The organism is Thermobacillus sp. (assembly GCF_003390775.1).
Taxonomy (GTDB): domain Bacteria; phylum Bacillota; class Bacilli; order Paenibacillales; family Paenibacillaceae; genus Thermobacillus; species Thermobacillus xylanilyticus.
The window spans coordinates 13,563-28,962 of the sequence record NZ_QEWA01000057.1 but is presented as its reverse complement, the minus strand read 5'-3'; the positions used below and the strand labels follow the sequence as shown (position 1 = coordinate 28,962).

General features: G+C 64.4%; 14 protein-coding genes. 6 read left to right on the top strand and 8 right to left on the bottom strand.

Features of this window, described 5'->3' with window-relative positions; genetic code table 11:
- The first annotated feature begins 5 nt into the window (after positions 1-5).
- On the top strand, positions 6-1,100 hold the full coding sequence (locus C6W55_RS16250) for an AbrB family transcriptional regulator (RefSeq protein ID WP_286893842.1): 1,095 nt from the start codon (positions 6-8) through the stop codon (positions 1,098-1,100).
- A gap of 57 nt (positions 1,101-1,157) precedes the next feature.
- Here C6W55_RS16250 and C6W55_RS16245 read toward each other — a convergent pair whose 3' ends face one another.
- The 8 genes from C6W55_RS16245 to C6W55_RS16210 all read right to left on the bottom strand — a co-directional run bounded on the left by C6W55_RS16245 (position 1,158) and on the right by C6W55_RS16210 (position 8,531).
- Positions 1,158-2,051, bottom strand: a complete 894-nt coding sequence (locus C6W55_RS16245; protein ID WP_286893840.1) for a J domain-containing protein — start codon at positions 2,049-2,051, stop codon at positions 1,158-1,160.
- 67 nt (positions 2,052-2,118) lie between these two features.
- Positions 2,119-3,240, bottom strand: coding sequence for an ATP-binding protein (locus tag C6W55_RS16240; protein WP_015256067.1), 1,122 nt, complete (start codon positions 3,238-3,240; stop codon positions 2,119-2,121).
- A gap of 150 nt (positions 3,241-3,390) precedes the next feature.
- Positions 3,391-3,933, bottom strand: a complete 543-nt coding sequence (locus C6W55_RS16235; RefSeq protein ID WP_286893837.1) for an ABC transporter permease — start codon at positions 3,931-3,933, stop codon at positions 3,391-3,393.
- Positions 3,934-3,948: 15 nt separating this feature from the next.
- Positions 3,949-4,170 (bottom strand): ATP-binding cassette domain-containing protein, encoded by a 222-nt coding sequence (locus C6W55_RS16230; RefSeq protein ID WP_286893869.1) that lies wholly within the window; start codon positions 4,168-4,170, stop codon positions 3,949-3,951.
- Positions 4,171-4,360: 190 nt separating this feature from the next.
- Positions 4,361-4,903: a PadR family transcriptional regulator gene (locus C6W55_RS16225; protein ID WP_286893835.1), complete on the bottom strand. Its 543-nt coding sequence runs from the start codon at positions 4,901-4,903 to the stop codon at positions 4,361-4,363.
- Positions 4,904-5,352: 449 nt separating this feature from the next.
- The gene (locus C6W55_RS16220) at positions 5,353-6,045 is read right to left on the bottom strand and encodes a PspA/IM30 family protein (protein ID WP_286893834.1); all 693 of its coding nucleotides are present in this window, start codon (positions 6,043-6,045) and stop codon (positions 5,353-5,355) included.
- A gap of 59 nt (positions 6,046-6,104) precedes the next feature.
- Positions 6,105-6,332, bottom strand: coding sequence for a PspC domain-containing protein (locus tag C6W55_RS16215; RefSeq protein WP_286893832.1), 228 nt, complete (start codon positions 6,330-6,332; stop codon positions 6,105-6,107).
- A 297-nt stretch (positions 6,333-6,629) separates the two neighbouring features.
- Positions 6,630-8,531, bottom strand: a complete 1,902-nt coding sequence (locus C6W55_RS16210) for an LTA synthase family protein (protein WP_286893831.1) — start codon at positions 8,529-8,531, stop codon at positions 6,630-6,632.
- Between the two features lie 109 nt (positions 8,532-8,640).
- Here C6W55_RS16210 and C6W55_RS16205 point away from each other — a divergent pair, with 109 nt between their 5' ends.
- The 5 genes from C6W55_RS16205 (at position 8,641) to C6W55_RS16185 (ending at position 15,375) form a co-directional block, all read left to right on the top strand.
- Positions 8,641-8,913, top strand: coding sequence for a PfkB family carbohydrate kinase (locus tag C6W55_RS16205; protein WP_041853953.1), 273 nt, complete (start codon positions 8,641-8,643; stop codon positions 8,911-8,913).
- Positions 8,913-10,310 (top strand): PDZ domain-containing protein, encoded by a 1,398-nt coding sequence (locus tag C6W55_RS16200; protein WP_286893868.1) that lies wholly within the window; start codon positions 8,913-8,915, stop codon positions 10,308-10,310. Before C6W55_RS16205 ends, C6W55_RS16200 begins: the two co-directional genes overlap by 1 nt.
- A 133-nt stretch (positions 10,311-10,443) precedes the next feature.
- Positions 10,444-11,700 (top strand): MFS transporter, encoded by a 1,257-nt coding sequence (locus C6W55_RS16195; RefSeq protein WP_015256060.1) that lies wholly within the window; start codon positions 10,444-10,446, stop codon positions 11,698-11,700.
- Positions 11,701-11,708: 8 nt separating this feature from the next.
- Positions 11,709-13,457 (top strand): ABC transporter ATP-binding protein, encoded by a 1,749-nt coding sequence (locus C6W55_RS16190; RefSeq protein WP_286893829.1) that lies wholly within the window; start codon positions 11,709-11,711, stop codon positions 13,455-13,457.
- Entirely contained in the window at positions 13,450-15,375 is a 1,926-nt protein-coding gene (locus tag C6W55_RS16185; RefSeq protein WP_286893828.1) for an ABC transporter ATP-binding protein, read from the top strand. The genes C6W55_RS16190 and C6W55_RS16185 overlap by 8 nt, the downstream gene beginning before the upstream one ends.
- The last annotated feature ends 25 nt before the right edge of the window (positions 15,376-15,400 follow it).

Here is a 15,400-nt window from a genome sequence, read left to right as displayed (position 1 = left end):
GCAATGTGGAACGAACTTATGTGAGAGTATTGACGACATTCGCCGCCGGGGCGGCGGGAGGCGGAATGTTCGCGGCGCTCGGACTGCCTTTGCCGTGGATACTGGGCGCCGCGTTCGGTGTGATGACGCTGAACACAGTCAGGCCCGGGCTGGCGGCGTGGCCGCGCCTGCTCGGCGATGCCGGCGTCGTGGTCGTCGCCTATGTGCTCGGCTGCACGATGACGCTCGGCGCGGCGCTGACGATCGCCCGGGAGCTGCCGTTCATGGTGCTGGCGGCGGGACTGTGGACGGCCGTCAGCACGATGATCGGACTCGCGTTCGCGAAGCTGACCGGCCTGAGCATCCAGGACGGCGTGCTCGGCAGCATGCCGGGCGGACTGACGCAGATGGTGCTGCTCGCGGACGAGATGCGGGGCGCGAATGCGGGCAACGTCGCGATCATGCAGACGTCACGGCTCGTTGTCGTGTTGTATACGGTGCCGTTCCTGGCGGCGTGGTTCGCCGGCGATTCCGCGGGCGCATCGGGCGCAGCGGCGGCCGGCGGGGGAGCGGCCGCTTCCGGCGCCTTGGCCGGCCTGCCGTCCTGGGCCGGATACGCCGCGCTGCCGCTCGTGCCGCTGGCCGCGTGGCTCGGGCGGCGGCTCCGTCTGCCGGCGGGCGAGTTTCTCGGGCCGGTGCTGATCGTCGGAGCGGCGGCCGCCGCCGGATTGCCGTGGCCGGCCGCTCCCCAGCCGCTCATCGCCGCCGCCCAGCTCGCCATCGGCATCTTCATCGGCTGCCGGGTGCAGCTGCGCATCCTGCTCACGAACCGAAGATTCGGACCGCTCTCGCTGCTTTTCGCCGTCCTGCTCATCGTCCTGACGGCGCTGGCCGCCCGGTTGTGGTCGGCTTTCGAAGGAGACTCGATCGTGACGTGGTTCCTTGCGCTCGCGCCCGGCGGTCTCGGGGAGATGGCCGTGACCGCGATCGTGCTGGGGGCGGATGAAGCGCAGGTCACCGCCTACCAGTTGTTCCGGCTGCTGTTCGTGCTGATGGCCGCGCCGCCGCTCATCCGGCTGGCGTTCAGATGGCGGAAGAGCCGGGCGGTGCGGACCGGGTAATGCGAAGAAGGCTCCCTTCGCCCGATGCGGGCAGAGGGAGCCTTCCGCATATGTCCGTCATGGTATCGACTGCAGATAGGTTTCGATCAGATGAAGCGCATTGTCGGCGCGCTCGGCGTCGCGCCGGATGCCGACGATGAAGCGGTCCTTGTGGAGCGGCAGTTCGCCGATCAGCGGGCTGTCCGTCAGATCGATGCCGTAAACATGCTCGCCGTTCTCCTCGCCGCCGAACGCCTTGACGGCGGCGTCTTCCGGGAGCAGGGAAGAGAATCTGCCGGCCGCCAATTCGTCGAGTTCCATCAGAATGCCGGTCTGCGCGAGCCAGGGATAAGTCTCGCTGTCCAGAATGTAAATGTCCGGCTTCTCCGTGGCGAGCAGCACCGACGCCTTCTGGAGCATCGCGATGTCCAGTTCGCTGCGCGCTTCCAGGGAGAACGTGAGCAATTCCAGCTCCACGCGCTTCCAGTCCGGAAAATGGCCGAGCATGGCGGCTTCAAGGTTTTCCGTGTCCGCGCTGCCGTCCGGGACAAAAAACTGACCAAGCATCATACCGTACACATCGATGGGCGGCAGCGCGGCAAGACGGGCCTGTTCTTCCTTGTGCTCGATATAGGCGTTGATCCCGTATATGATGACTCCGATGAGCAGAATGGCGCCGAGCGTGTGCCATTTGTAGTAGCTGAAGAAGTGGTCGATTTTCTCGGCCAGTCCGGCGAACTGTTTGTACTTGCCGTATTGCTGCTCGGTCAGCTCCGAGACGACCTGCTTCTCTTCCTGCTCCAGGATGAAACGGTAGGCGCGCGTAATCTCCGCAAATTCGGGGCTTTCCCCGCCGCCTGCCCGGATGCGGCGCCGTTCCTGACGCAGCAGCATGTCGTAGCGTTTCTCCACCATTTCGCGTGTTGCGTCTTCGGGAAGTCCGAGCCGTTCGTACGCTGTCTTCAGATCCATCTGTCGGTTCACCTCTGGCAATTCTACGATGTCACCGGCCGCAGGTTTCACGCGGATGCAGAGACGATCACGCCGGGTCGTCTCTGGATATGTCCGGCGGACGGCCTTCGACCGGCAGGTAGAGGGTAAACGTCGTGCCTTCGCCTTGCCGGCTTTCCACCTCGATCCGCCCGCCGTGGTTCCGCATGATTCTGTAGCAGACCGTCAGTCCGAGGCCCGTGCCGTTCTCCTTCGTCGTGAAGAACGGACTGCCCAGCCGGTCCAGCTTGTCCGGAGGGATGCCGATTCCCTGGTCGGCAATCCGGATTGCGGCGGTCTCCTGATCCGCGGCGGCCTCGATCGAGAGCGTGCCGCCGTTTTCCATCGCTTCAATGCCGTTCTTCACGATGTTGATGAGCACCTGCTTGATCTGATTCTCGTCGCAATAGATATAGGCCGTCTCCGATATCGCGCGCACCGCGATCTCGACGCCGCGCATGACGGCCTGGGGCTGCAGCAGCAACACGACATGGCGGATCAATTGCGCGATGCGGGTCTTGGCGTATTGCACGGAGCTGGGGCGGGAGAGCACGAGCAGTTCGCCGAGAATTTGCTCGATCCGTCCCAATTCCTCCAGCATGATGGTGAAATAGGCGTCGCGCTTGGCTGCCGAAGACGAACCCGATTTGAGCAGCTGCAGAAACCCCTTCAGCGAAGTCAGCGGATTGCGGATCTCGTGCGCAATGCCGGCGGCAAGCTGGCCCGCGGCGGCGAGCTTCTCCGATTGGAGCATGTGCTCCGCCCTGCTCAGCGTGTCCGCATCCCGCTTCAGCCTCCGGATCTCCTCTTCCAGATGAACGGCGGCGGACAAATCTTCCACTTGCAGGATGCCGGCCGCAGGACTCCCTCCGCCGTCTCCTTCTCCGTCATCCAGAAGCGCAAGGTGGACGTGCAGCCACCGTGGTTCTCCGGCGGGCGGTTCATACCGGCATTTGGCCGACAGCGGTTCCAGAGGCTCGCGCCACGGCAGATCCGGGAACAGGTCCGGCACGGTGCGCCCGGCAAGCTCTTCCGGCCCGAGCCTGAGCATGCCGCACAAGGCGGGATTGGCATCCGACAGCCGCCCTTGACGGTCAACGAACGCTTTGCCGATTCGATCGTGCTGATATGCAAGTTTATAGAGCCGGAAATCGTCCCGAAGATTCACCATTCAACTGCAGTCTCCCGTAACAAGATGACCGTCAGCCGGCGACGAATCGTTGCGGGTCCGGCCGGTTTCCGGTCTCGGTACGGATCGTTCCGGATGGCGCATCTTAAGACGTTCGATCCGTCTCCATTATCCATCACCCCGGACTGTTTTTCAATCTTTCACCAAAAAACGGCAACGGACGCCTTCTTGATCCCATCGGAATGTGGCGGCCGCGACGGCCAGACAGACGGCCGTGAATCCGGCGAGCGCCGCGGCAGAGGTCCAGGTGTCGGCCTGCCGGCTTCCGTGCACCGCCGCGGACAGCAGGTCGACGAAATGCGAGAACGGATGGAGGAGGCTTGCGATTTTGACCCATTGCGGGGCATGTTCGAGCGAGTAGAACGCTTCGCTTGCGAACAGCATCGGCAGGCAGACCAGGTTCGAGATCATGCTGGTGTCGCTTTCGTTCCGCGCCAGATTGCCGGTGATGAATCCGACGGCCGTGAAGCAGACAGAGCCGAGAAGCAGGGCAAACAGCATCAGCGCAAGCCCGGGAATCGTCGGTTTGACGGTGAGCAGCCGTTCGGCGCAACCGGGCTCATCGAACCAGAGACCGAGGCCGATCAGCAGCGCGAACGGGAGCAGAATGGTCCAGAACAGCGTATGCGCATCCCGGAACTGGCCGATCAGCAGCGTGCGAAAAACGGTGAACATGGAGCAGTTCCTCCTTCATGAAAAGGTTTCGTGGTTCAACCCGCCGTCAGCCGGAGATACAGTTGCTCCATACTGCAACTGGACGCCGATGCGGCGACGGAGATGCGATTCCGCATATTCCACGGTTCCCTCATCGGGCGTGCGAAGGCGGAGGATCAGATCAAGCGTCGTTGATTTCCCCGCGCCGTTCGGGCCGATGACGGCCAGCACTTCGCCCGCGTTCACGGAGAGGCTGATGCCGTCGACGACGGTTTAGCCAATGTTATATAACCAATGTTGGATATTTGGACGAGCGGGAGCCGCGCGGCATACGCGATGCCTGGGCATGCGCGGTAATCGGGCATGTGCGGTATTCGGTATGCGCCATGCGGGCATGCGGCAGCCGGGCGTTCGCGGCAGTTGCCGACCGCAGTCCCGGGTCCGGAGATCAGTCCGTCTTTTCCTCCTGCAGCAGCGCGATCAGACGTTTCAAATAGGCGATGTCCAGTTCCAGCACGCCGATGGCGTTGTCGAAGGCGGCCATGACGATCGGCGACAGACCGTAGCTGCCTTTGATCTCCCGGCCTACGAGCCATTGCTCCCGTGTCCGCTCCACTTGTTCCAGGTTCTGCTTGAGCAGCCGGATCGCCTCTTCCCGCGGTACGGCGTCGATCCAGGCGAGCCCGAGCGCCAGATCGGATTTCATCGAGTGGGGGCTGAGCGTCAACGCTTCGCGGACCATCTCCCGGAATTGCGCCTCGCCGTCTTCCGTAATGGCGTAAATCTTGCGCAGCCGGTTGCCGTTCCGCACTTCCGCCTCGGTGCGGATCAAGCCGTCCTGTTCCAGCTTGCCCAGCGCATAGTAGATGGAACCGGAGAGCAGATTCACCCAGTCGTCCATGCGGCTCTGCTGAATCAACTGCTGAATTTCATAGCCGTGCATCGGCCGCATGCGGAGAAAGCCGAGCACGATCAGATTCGTTACATTCACAGCGGCATGCTCCTGTCTTGAAGTTGGATATCCAAAGTTGGTTATTTGATCTCCACTATAAGGTTGAACGGGCCGGGATGTCAAGATGGACGGGGGATGGATTCGATGGTCGGTCTGCCGAAGGATGCGCTCAAGGTGGTGCATATTTGCACCAAAATCAAGCGATGCAGAGCGCTTCTTGCGAACGTAGTGCAAATGTGCACCAGATCAGGCCGTTCATGCCGGTTCCCGGAAAATTTGGTGCAGAAATGCACCAGATCAAGCCTCTCACGCCAATACCCGAATTATTTGGTGCAGATATGCACCAAACCAAGCCGTTCCCGCTCTTCCCGGCAAATATGGCGCGAATGTGCACGACATGGCTTTCACGAATCCCTGTGCGGCGGAGGCTGCGGAACGGCACGGAAGGCCCCGCGCCATGGCGCGAAGCCTTCCATCCCGGATTGCTGTCAATTGGCGGTCGACTGCTTGCGGCGAAGCGCTTCGAGCTGCTCGTCGACCTGCGCGGCGTCGACGGTGTGCGGTGCGGGAGGGTTCCAGTATCCGCCGCGGGCTTTGCGCGACTCATTTTCCGCCTCCCACTGCAAAATCTTCTCCTCAATCCGCTCGAACCCGCGCGCCGCGGCACGCCCGATTTCGGAGATGCCGTCGATCGCCTTGATGCCGAAACCCCAATGGCCGGTCTTGGCGCCCGCTGCAGCCGCCTTCTCCGCCCGTGCGGTCAGTTCGAGGCGCTTCTCGCGCAGCCGGGCCAGTTCCGCCTTCGCCTGCTCGATCTTCGCTTCCAGTTCGGCGGCGCGCTCGCCGGCTTCCTCATGCCAGGTCAGATATTGCACCGCCTTCTGCTCGAAGGCCAGCTTATCCGCAAGGGCCGCTCTCGCTTCGGCTTCCCGGCCGGCGGCCAACGCTTCGGATGCGCGCGTCTCCAGTTCAGCGGCGATCCGGAGGTATTCCTGGTGACGGAGCAGCGCGGTCCGTTCGACCGCCCGCTGGCTGAGCAGCGCTTCCTGCGCGTCGTCCAGCTCCTCTTCCATCTCGCGGATGTAGTGATTCAGCATCATGACGGGGTCTTCCAGTCTGTCCAGCGCTTCATGGGCCGTAGCTTTTGCGACGTCGGCGAGTCGTTTCCAGAGGTTGCTCATCGTTTGTGCTCCTTTCGCAAATCGGTTATGGATGTGGAAAATGGGCGGACCAGCGGCCGTCAGCGATACCGGTGGTCGAGGTACGGATCAAAGTGGTGCATGCGCGGCTCGGACGGGATGACCAGGCTGCACAGGATATAGATCAGCATCATGGTGCCGAAACTGCATACCGCCGCAATGACGGCAATGAGGCGGACGATGGTCGAATCGATGCCCAGCCACGCCGCGATGCCGCCGCACAGACCGGTCAGCCTGTGGTCCGTCCTGGATCGATAAAGTTTCCGCATGAACGTTTCTCCTTTCCTGAACGGGCCGGCGCCCGATGCGCCGATCCTTCGGTCGCCTGAATGATCCCTTGTTGATCTTATTGTAGCGTTCGGCGAAAGATGACCGTAACGGTCCCGCGGCGGTTTTCGGGTCTGGACCGGGGTCGGGGTTTTGCCCCACCCGGGGGCGGAATGGCGAAGGCGGGCGCCTGAGCGAAGGGGATGGATGGGGATGGCGGGAAAAGGGATCGGCGGAACGCAACCCAAGCAAAAAAAAAAAAGGCCGCCCGATCCGTCGGGCAGCCTCTTGACTCAACGTCAGCTCGATTGCCGCCCGCCTTCCTTCGGCCTTTCAGGCAGCTGCGAAATGTAACTGTGCGACATGCGGAACAGGTCGAGCGCGCGCCGGTACTCGTCCTCGGTCACAAGCGGCGCGCCGTCCGCTCCGACGCTGTCCGCGCCGACCGGTTTGCCGCCGTCCAGCGGATACACCGTGCCGTCCCCGAACCCTTCGCCGGGCACGAAGATGGCATGGTCATTGATGAACGATCCCGTGGGCAGATAATAGCGGATCGGCAGCAGGTTGCTGCGGTAATTGAGCAGATCCTGGCCGAAGACGACACTGCCGTCGAGCCGGACGCCGGCCAGGTTCGCGACGGTCGGCATGATGTCGGTGTGGCCGCCGACGGCCTCGATCGTCTGCGGTTCGAGCGCGCCCGGCGCGACGATCAGAAGCGGCACGCGCAGCATGTCGTAATAGCCGTACGTTCTGCCGAGCAGCTCTTTCAGCAGCGACCGGTCTTCCTTCGTCAGCGAGTAGACGGGCATGCCCATATGGTCGCCGTAAATGACGATCAGACTGTTCTCCCACAGTCCCGCCGCTTTCATTTCCTCTATGAACAGGCCGAGCGCCTTGTCCGCATAGTGCTGCGAGCGCAGATAGTCACCGACGAACGTGCCGCGGAACCGCTCGGGCAGATCGAACGTGTCCTTGTGGGCGGGCAGATTGAACGGATGATGCGCGGACATCGAGATGAGATTCGCATACACCTTCTGCCCTTCGTCCGCCAGAGCCTTGAGTTCGGCGACGCTCTTCCGGTACAGCACCTCGTCGGAAGAGCCGAAGTGGACAAAGTCTTCATCCCGGAAGAACTGCTGGTCGTAGTACCGGTCGAAGCCGAGGGCGGGGTACAACGCGTTGCGGTGCCAGAATTTCACATCATTCGTGTGGAACGTGACTGTCTCGTATCCCCGCGCATGCAGCAGCTTCGGGAGGCTCGGCAGCGCCTTGTCGCCGTATGTCTCGGAAGCGGCGCCGGCCGGCGGTGTCAGCAGGGATGTGTTCGCCGTGTACTCGGCGTCGGATGTGTTGCCCGCGCCGACCTGCTGGAAGAACCGGGGGAAATAGACCCCTTCCTCCTTGAGCCGGTTGAGGACCGGCGTGACTTCGACGCCGTCCACTTCCAGGTCGAGCAGAATCGTCTGGAACGCTTCGAGCTGGACGAAAATCACATGCCGCCCGCCCGCTGCACTCCAGTACGCCGGTACGCCCGTCTGCGGAAGCCGCTTCACTTCCCGCACGGCGGCCGGCGTGACGACGGAGGGTTCATGCAGCGCTTCGCGCCTCGACGTCAGCATGATGTCGACCTCATAGTTGATGATGCCCATCCGCTCGGCCCGCGCAAGCTCGTTCACGATGCCCCGGTTCGGCACGACCTGCAGGGCGCAGATGACGAACATGACGAGGAACAGGACGGCCGCTCCCATGCGGTACGCGCGGCTCGGCCGCGGCCGCGACGCCCAGCGCCGGAATCCGCGGTGCCTTGCGGCGAGCAGCGCCATGATGACGAGATCGGCGAAGATGAGCAGGAAGTAGGGATGCATCAGTTGAAAAACGCTTCCCTTCACTTCCTTGACTTGTCCGATCTGCGAAAAGGCGTGGTAGGTGACGATGATGCCGAAATATTTGTAATACATGATGACGGCGAAATAGACGCAGGTATAAATGAGATCGACGATCGCATAGGCGAGTGTCTTGCGTTTGTCCGTCAGCAGCTCGATCAGCGCGAAAGCCGCCCATACCGAAGGCAGCGAGGTGATCAGCGGGTTCCAGACGGAACCGTCGAAGACGACGCTTGATGCCATGTAGAACTTGATGGTCAGCAGTACCGTGAACACCGCGAACGGACTGCGCAGCGCCTCACGTACGCGCTCATTCATTTCAGGATCCCCCTATCTCTTCACCATAACATCATAGCGCAACGCGGGCGGCCAAGAGAAGTCCGTGATACAATAGAGGCGAGAATCTGCGGAAACGGAGCGATCTGGCATGGAGAAACAGGACGCTGCCCCGGCCGTTGCCGTTGTCGGAAGCCTGAACATGGATGTCGTCGTGTCGGCGGACCGGATGCCGAAGCCCGTCGTCGACACGACGGGTGCCGGAGACGCGGCGGGCGCCGCGTTCGCCTGTGCGCTTGCGGCCGGACGGCCGCTGGATGCGTGCTGCGCGTTCGCCGTGCGCGCGGCGTCGCGTTCCGTCATGACATTCGGCGCCCAGGCGGGGATGCCGCGGCTCGCCGAACTCGGGACGGACGCGCCGTGATGCGGAGCCGCGGGAAGGCGCGGCCCGGCCGGGCGGAGCGGCTGCATGCGGCGGGCATGGCGGCGGCGCTCGTGCTCTGCGTCCTCGGGCAGCTCGTGTGGCTGCCCGACCCCTTGCCGCTGCCCGGCGGCATGCGCTGGATCGAAGCGCTCGACGCGCTCGTGTACGCGCTCGCGCTGCCGCCGGCGCTCTGGGCGGCGGCAGCGGCCTTCCGCCTTGCGGAAGGGCTCGCGGACGGCGTTCATGCGCGGGCGCTGATTCCGCCCGCGGCAGCCGCCGTCCTCGGCTCGGCCGCCTGCGCGGCCGTCTTCTTGATCAGCCTGGAACCGGCGCGCATGTTCACGGCGCTCGGCGCGCTCGGGCTTTCGTGGCTCGCGGCGCTTACCGACCTGGCGTGCGCCGAGCGGCGTCGGCGGGGCCGCCGCGTGCCGGCGCGCACGCTGCGCGCCTTCGGGGTCATGCTTGCCCTGCTGGCCTTGCTGTTCTGGCCGACGGGCGAGATCGTGACCACCCCCGGCCTGACGTTCGACGTCAGCCGGTACGCCCGCGCCGCGGACGGCGAGCCGAAGGGACGGATCGACGGCGTGCTCGTCATCGGCCGGCCGGCCTTCCTCGCCGACCGGCTGTACGCGAAGCTTTTCCCCCACTACGAATTCGAGCCGATCGAGGGTCTCGGCATGCCGCTCGCCGAATACGACGAGCTCGTCCGCAGCCTGAAGCTCGATGCGGAAGCCGCGGGCGCCGCCATCGCCGGGGAGCGGGCGGGCCGCGGCGAAGGCATCCGCATGCGGGGCGCGCGCATCACCGCCGTGCTGAAGGACAGCCCGGCCGCGGGCGCGCTGCATGCGGGCGACATCATCACGGCGGTGAACGGCCGCGCCGTCCAGTCCATCGCCGAGCTGACCGAGGCGATGCGGCAGATTGCGCCGGGCGAGCCGGCCGGGCTCACCGTGCTGCGGGGCGGGACCGAGACGGTCGTCACGGCGGCGACGCGGCCGGCGGAAGACGAGCCGGAGCGGGCGGTGTTCGGCATCATCGTCGAGAACGCGCTCGACCCGGATGTGCCGGACGGCATCGCCTACCGGCGGTATTTCATGCACGAGGGCGGCCCGTCGCACGGGGCGATGCTGGCGCTCGCGCTGCTTGACCAATGGACGCCGGGCGGCGTCACCGGGGGACTGCACGTCGCGGGCACCGGCACGATCGGCCCGGGCGGCGTCATCGGTCCGGTCGGCGGCGTCCGGCAGAAGGCGTACGCGGTCAGCCGGACGGGCGCGGACGTCTTCTTCGTGCCGGCGGGACAGGAGGAAGAGGCGCGCCGGGGCGCGCCGGACCTGACCATCGTGCCGGTCGAGACGCTGGATGACGTGCTCAATTGGCTGAAAAGCGGCGGATAATGCGGGATAACGGGCCGGTATGACGCGAGAACGCGCCAGAGCCGGCCTTGTTCCGTTTGCTTTCACGGCGGGGGGGTCTACAATAGGGGGCAAGCGGCATTACCGGACAATGGCACCGGAAGGGGAAAGCAGCATGGGCTTATGGTCCCGGATGAAGGCGCTTGCGCGGGCGGGAAGCACCATCGATCCGAGCCGGCGCCTGTCAGCCGAAGCGGTCCTGACGATCGGCATTCACAGCTTGTTCCAGTTCGGCGCTTCGATGGCGGGCCTGTTCCTGAACCTGTATCTGTGGCGTCTGACCGAGGATCTTGCCGTCAACGGCATCTACAACATCATCGTGTTCCTGCTGACCCCCGTCGGCTTTCTGGCCGGAGCCTGGCTCGCGAAGCGGACCGACCGGCTCGTCACGTACCGGATCGGCATCGTGCTGACGGCGGTGTTCTACCTGCTGGTCATCCTCGCCGGCACGGCCGTGGTCAAGTACTACGTATGGTTCGGATTGTTCAACGGCTTCGCTTCCGGCATGTACTGGACGGCCTATCTCGTCCTGATGTACGACGTGTCCACCGGCGCGAACCGGATCCGGTTCCTCGGGCTCAACACGACTTTCTTCAATCTGGCGGGGCTGGCTGGTCCGGCGGTCGCCGGCACGATCATCGGGATTATGGAAGGGCTTACGGGCTACCTGGTCACGTTCTCGCTGTCGCTCGTCCTGTTCGTCGCCGCGGCGCTGATCAGCCTGCGCATCCGGCCGTCCGGCCTGCGCCACAAGGCGTTCTACATGAATCTCGTGCCGCTGGCGCTGCGCCGGCAGCCTGACTGGCTGAAGGCGCTACTCGCGTTCTTCCTGTGGGGGCTGTTCCAGGGCATCACGCTGTTTTTGCCGAACATCATGCTGTACAACACGGTCGGGCGGGAGGATTGGGTCGGCTATTTGACGATCTTTTTCTCCGGGCTCGTCATCCTGTCCAGCTTCATCATCTCGCGCTTCGCCCGCGAGAATCTCGGAAAGTTGTACGTCCTGCTTTCGTCGGTCGGCGTCACCCTGGGCGCCGCTTTCTTGTTCATCGATTTCACGTTCTGGACCGTCGCCGTATTCATGATCCTGTTCTCGCTCAGCAATCCGCTGATGCACAATACCTTGTCGAACTATTACTATCGCCAAATCGCGCTGCTGCCGCTGAAAGGCCAGCTTCGCAACGAAGCCGTCGTCATGCGGGAGACGTTCCTGAACGCCGGCCGCGTCCTGTCCATCGTGGCGCTGCTCGCGTTCGCGGGCGACCTCGAGTCCGCGCAGCTGCCGGTCGTCCTGTTCGGAGCGGCGTTCACGCAGACGCTGATTTTCTTCCTTGTCGAAAAGCCGGAGCGGCAGCCGGCAGAAAGCAGGTGAGCATCCGGTTGGGTAAACCTGGGCTAATCATCGCGCAGATCCGAAAGTATTGGTTCTACTATTTGCTGGCGGCGCTCTCCATCACGCTGGCGAACATGGTCCATGCGCTGTATCCGGCCGTGCTCGGCGACTTCGCCGATCAGGTGGAAGCGGCCGGCCTGACCGCCGAAGCGGTGCGCCGCAGCAGCCTGGAGCTGCTCGCGATCGGCGCCGGCTACTGCGTCCTGTTCGGCGTCGGCCAGTACATCAACCATCGGCTCGGCCGCTATTTCGAGTTTGCGACGCGCCAGAAGCTGTTCCGGCATTTCACGGGCTTAAGCGAAGCCTGGTTCTCGAAGAACGGCATCGGAAAACTGCTCAGCTACGTGATGAACGACGTGACGACGGTGCGGGAGTCGATCGCCAACGGCCTCAACCAGTTGACGAACGCCGTCGTGCTGCTGTGTTCCTCCGTAACCATCATGCTGCTGAGCGGCATTCCGCTGCATGTGCTGGCCGTCAGCATCCTGCCGCTCGGCGCCATTCCGTTCCTCGTCGTCTGGTTCGGCCCGCGCATCCGCAATCAGTCGCTCAAGGTGCAGGAATCGCTGGCGGCGATGACCGAATCGGCGGAGGAGCAGTTCGGCGGCATCAAGGTGACGAAGACGTTCGCCGCGGAAGACGTCGCGCGGTCGCGGTTCGGGGAGACAGTCGACCGGATCCGCGAGAACCAGTACAAGCTCGTGAGGCTCAGCGGCAAGTTCCAGGCGTCGCTGCCGCTGGCCGGCGCCATGGCGCTCGTGGTGGCGTTTGTCTGGGGCGGCGTGCTCGTGCTGCAGGGCAGGCTGTCGCTCGGCCATTTCGTCGAGCTGACGCTGTATCTGCGCATGATCGCGAACCCGCTGCAGCAGATCGGCAACGTGATCAACATGGTGCAGCGCGCCCGCGCCTCGCTCGAGCGGCTGAACCGGCTGCTCGCGATCCGGCCGAACATCGCCGACGCGGAAGGCGCCCGGCCGCTGCCGAAGAACGCCGCGGCCATCGAGATCCGCGGCCTGACCTTCACCTATCCGGGCGCCGGTCGGCCGGCGCTGTCGGACATTACGCTGGACGTAAGGCCGGGGATGACGGTCGGCATCGTCGGCCGGACCGGCAGCGGCAAGACGACGCTCGTCAAGCTGCTGCTGCGCGTCTACGACCCGCCGCGCGGGAGCATTTTTCTCGCCGGGCAGGACATCCGCGAGGCGACGCTCGAGAGTCTGCGCACCGTCATCGGATACGTGCCGCAGGACGGCTTCCTGTTCAGCACGACGATCGCGGACAACATCGCGTTCCACAACCGCGCCGAATCGCGGGAGCGGATCGAGGACGCGGCGCGGCTGGCGGACATTTACGACAATATTGCAGGGTTCCCGGACGGCTTCGACACGAAGCTCGGGGAGCGGGGCCTCACGCTGTCCGGCGGCCAGCGGCAGCGGACCAGCCTCGCCCGCGGGCTGATCAAGGAGGCGCCGATCCTCATTCTGGACGACAGCGTCAGCGCGGTCGACACCGTGACCGAATCGCGCATCCTGCACAACTTGCGGAAGACCCGCCGCGGCAAGACGACGCTGATGATCGCCCACCGGATCAGCGCGGTCATGCATGCGGACCTGATCGTCGTCATGGACGGCGGACGGATCGTCGAGCGGGGGACGCACCGCGAGCTGATGCGTATGGGCGGCCATTACGCGGCGATGGCCCGGCTGCAGGGAGAGGAGGCGGTCGTCCATGGCTGACGAGAAACGCCGAAATCCGGTGCAGGCCGAAAGCACGCGGCCCGGCGGGCCGGCGGCGCGACCGGGCGGCGATCGGCGATCCGACGGACCGGCTGCGAGGGCGCGGCCAGACGGCGCGCGTCAGTCCGGCGAGCCGCCGCAGCCGACGCTGCACCGCCGGCGGGCGATCCGGGCGCTGCTCGACTACGCGCGGCCGCACCGCCGGAAGTTCCTGCTCGGCTTCCTGTGCACGTTCCTGGCGATCGCGGCCGATCTGCTGCAGCCGGTCATCGTCAAGACGGCGATCGACGACACGATCCCGCTCGGCTCGTCCGGCATTCCCGTGCTTGCAGGGCTCGGGGCGGCGTACGGACTGCTCGCGGTTGTCGGATTCGTTTTCTCCTATCTGCAGAGCAATCTGCTCCAGCGGGCGGGCCAGGGCATCGTCGCGCAGCTGCGCAAAGACCTGTTCCGCCACATCACGAACCAGTCGATGTCGTTCTTCGACCGGCACCCGATCGGCAGCCTGGTGACGAACGAATCGAGCGACACGGAGACGATCAACCAGTTTTTCACCCAGGTGCTGCTCAGCCTCGTCCGGGACGGCCTGATGATCCTCATGATCATCGGCTTCATGTTCTGGCTGGACGCCGCGCTGGCGGTCTGGGCGCTGATCCTGATCCCGGTCATCGGGGCCATCGCGCTGCTGTTCCGCCGCATGCTGCGCAGCGCGTATCACCGCTCGCGGGCGCAGCTGTCGCGGCTGATCGCGTTCACCGCGGAGAACCTGTCCGGCATGAGCCTGATCCAGGCGTTCCATCAGGAGGAGGAGCAGAACCGGCGGTTCACCGAATCGAACCGGACCTATCTTCGGGAAAATCTGCGCGAAGTGCGCGCGACGATCCTGTTCAACCGCTCCTTCGACCTGCTAGGCAACGCCGCGGTGGCGGCGGCCGTCTGGCTCGGCGGCTACGCCGTGCTGCACCAGAAGTTCGAATTCGGGGTGCTCTACGCGTTCATCACGTACATCCGGCAGTTCTTCCAGCCGATCAACGCGCTGACCCAGCAATGGAACACGCTGCAGTCGACGATGGTGTCGATGGAGCGGCTGTGGCGGATTTTCTCCGTCGAGCCCGAGGTGCGCGATCCCGCACCGGAGACGGCGGCCAAGCTCGACAGGGAGGACGTGCGCGGCCGAATCGATTTCAACCGGATCCGGTTCTCGTACGTCGACGGCCAGGAGGTGTTGCACGGCCTGGACCTGCATATCCGGCCCGGCGAGTTCATCGGCATCGTCGGCGTGACCGGAGCAGGCAAAAGCTCGCTCGTCAGTCTGCTCGCCCGTTTCTACGACGTGAATCAGGGGAGCGTGGAGATCGACGGCGTCGACATCCGGCGGCTGCCGCTCGATACCCTGCACCGGATCGTCGGGCTCGTGCAGCAGGAACCGTTCCTCTATTCGGGGACGATCATCGACAACGTCCGCCTGTTCCGGGAAGAGATCAGCCGGGAGCGGGTGATTGAGGCGTGCCGGTTCGTCGGAGCGGACGAGATGATCATGCGGCTTGCGGACGGCTATGACACGCGGCTGTCGGAGCGGGGAAGCGGTCTGTCGGCCGGCGAGCGGCAGCTGATTTCGTTTGCGCGCGTCATTGTTTTTCAGCCGAAAATCCTCATACTCGACGAAGCGACCGCCAACCTGGACTCGCATACGGAACGGCTCGTGCAGCAGGCGCTGGACCGCGTCGCGCAGGGACGGACGACGCTGGTCATCGCGCACCGGCTGTCGACCATCCGGCACGCCGACCGCATCATCGTCATGCGCGCCGGACACATCGTTGAGGAAGGCAATCACGAGTCGCTGCTCGCCAAGAACGGGTATTATGCCGAGCTGCACCGCCATTCCCGGCAGCAGGCGCAGTCCACCACGATCGGGTGAGGCAGAGAGCGTTCTATGCCCGGGA

Bases quoted from the DNA above. Each gene is read 5' to 3' on its own strand.
- C6W55_RS16245 (WP_286893840.1), bottom strand. From the start codon at position 2,051: ATGGATCTGAAGACAGCGTACGAACGGCTCGGACTTCCCGAAGACGCA.
- C6W55_RS16240 (WP_015256067.1), bottom strand. From the start codon at position 3,240: ATGGTGAATCTTCGGGACGATTTCCGGCTCTATAAACTTGCATATCAG.
- C6W55_RS16235 (WP_286893837.1), bottom strand. From the start codon at position 3,933: ATGTTCACCGTTTTTCGCACGCTGCTGATCGGCCAGTTCCGGGATGCG.
- C6W55_RS16220 (WP_286893834.1), bottom strand. From the start codon at position 6,045: ATGAGCAACCTCTGGAAACGACTCGCCGACGTCGCAAAAGCTACGGCC.
- C6W55_RS16215 (WP_286893832.1), bottom strand. From the start codon at position 6,332: ATGCGGAAACTTTATCGATCCAGGACGGACCACAGGCTGACCGGTCTG.
- C6W55_RS16210 (WP_286893831.1), bottom strand. From the start codon at position 8,531: ATGAATGAGCGCGTACGTGAGGCGCTGCGCAGTCCGTTCGCGGTGTTC.
- C6W55_RS16205 (WP_041853953.1), top strand. From the start codon at position 8,641: ATGGAGAAACAGGACGCTGCCCCGGCCGTTGCCGTTGTCGGAAGCCTG.
- C6W55_RS16200 (WP_286893868.1), top strand. From the start codon at position 8,913: ATGCGGAGCCGCGGGAAGGCGCGGCCCGGCCGGGCGGAGCGGCTGCAT.
- C6W55_RS16195 (WP_015256060.1), top strand. From the start codon at position 10,444: ATGGGCTTATGGTCCCGGATGAAGGCGCTTGCGCGGGCGGGAAGCACC.
- C6W55_RS16185 (WP_286893828.1), top strand. From the start codon at position 13,450: ATGGCTGACGAGAAACGCCGAAATCCGGTGCAGGCCGAAAGCACGCGG.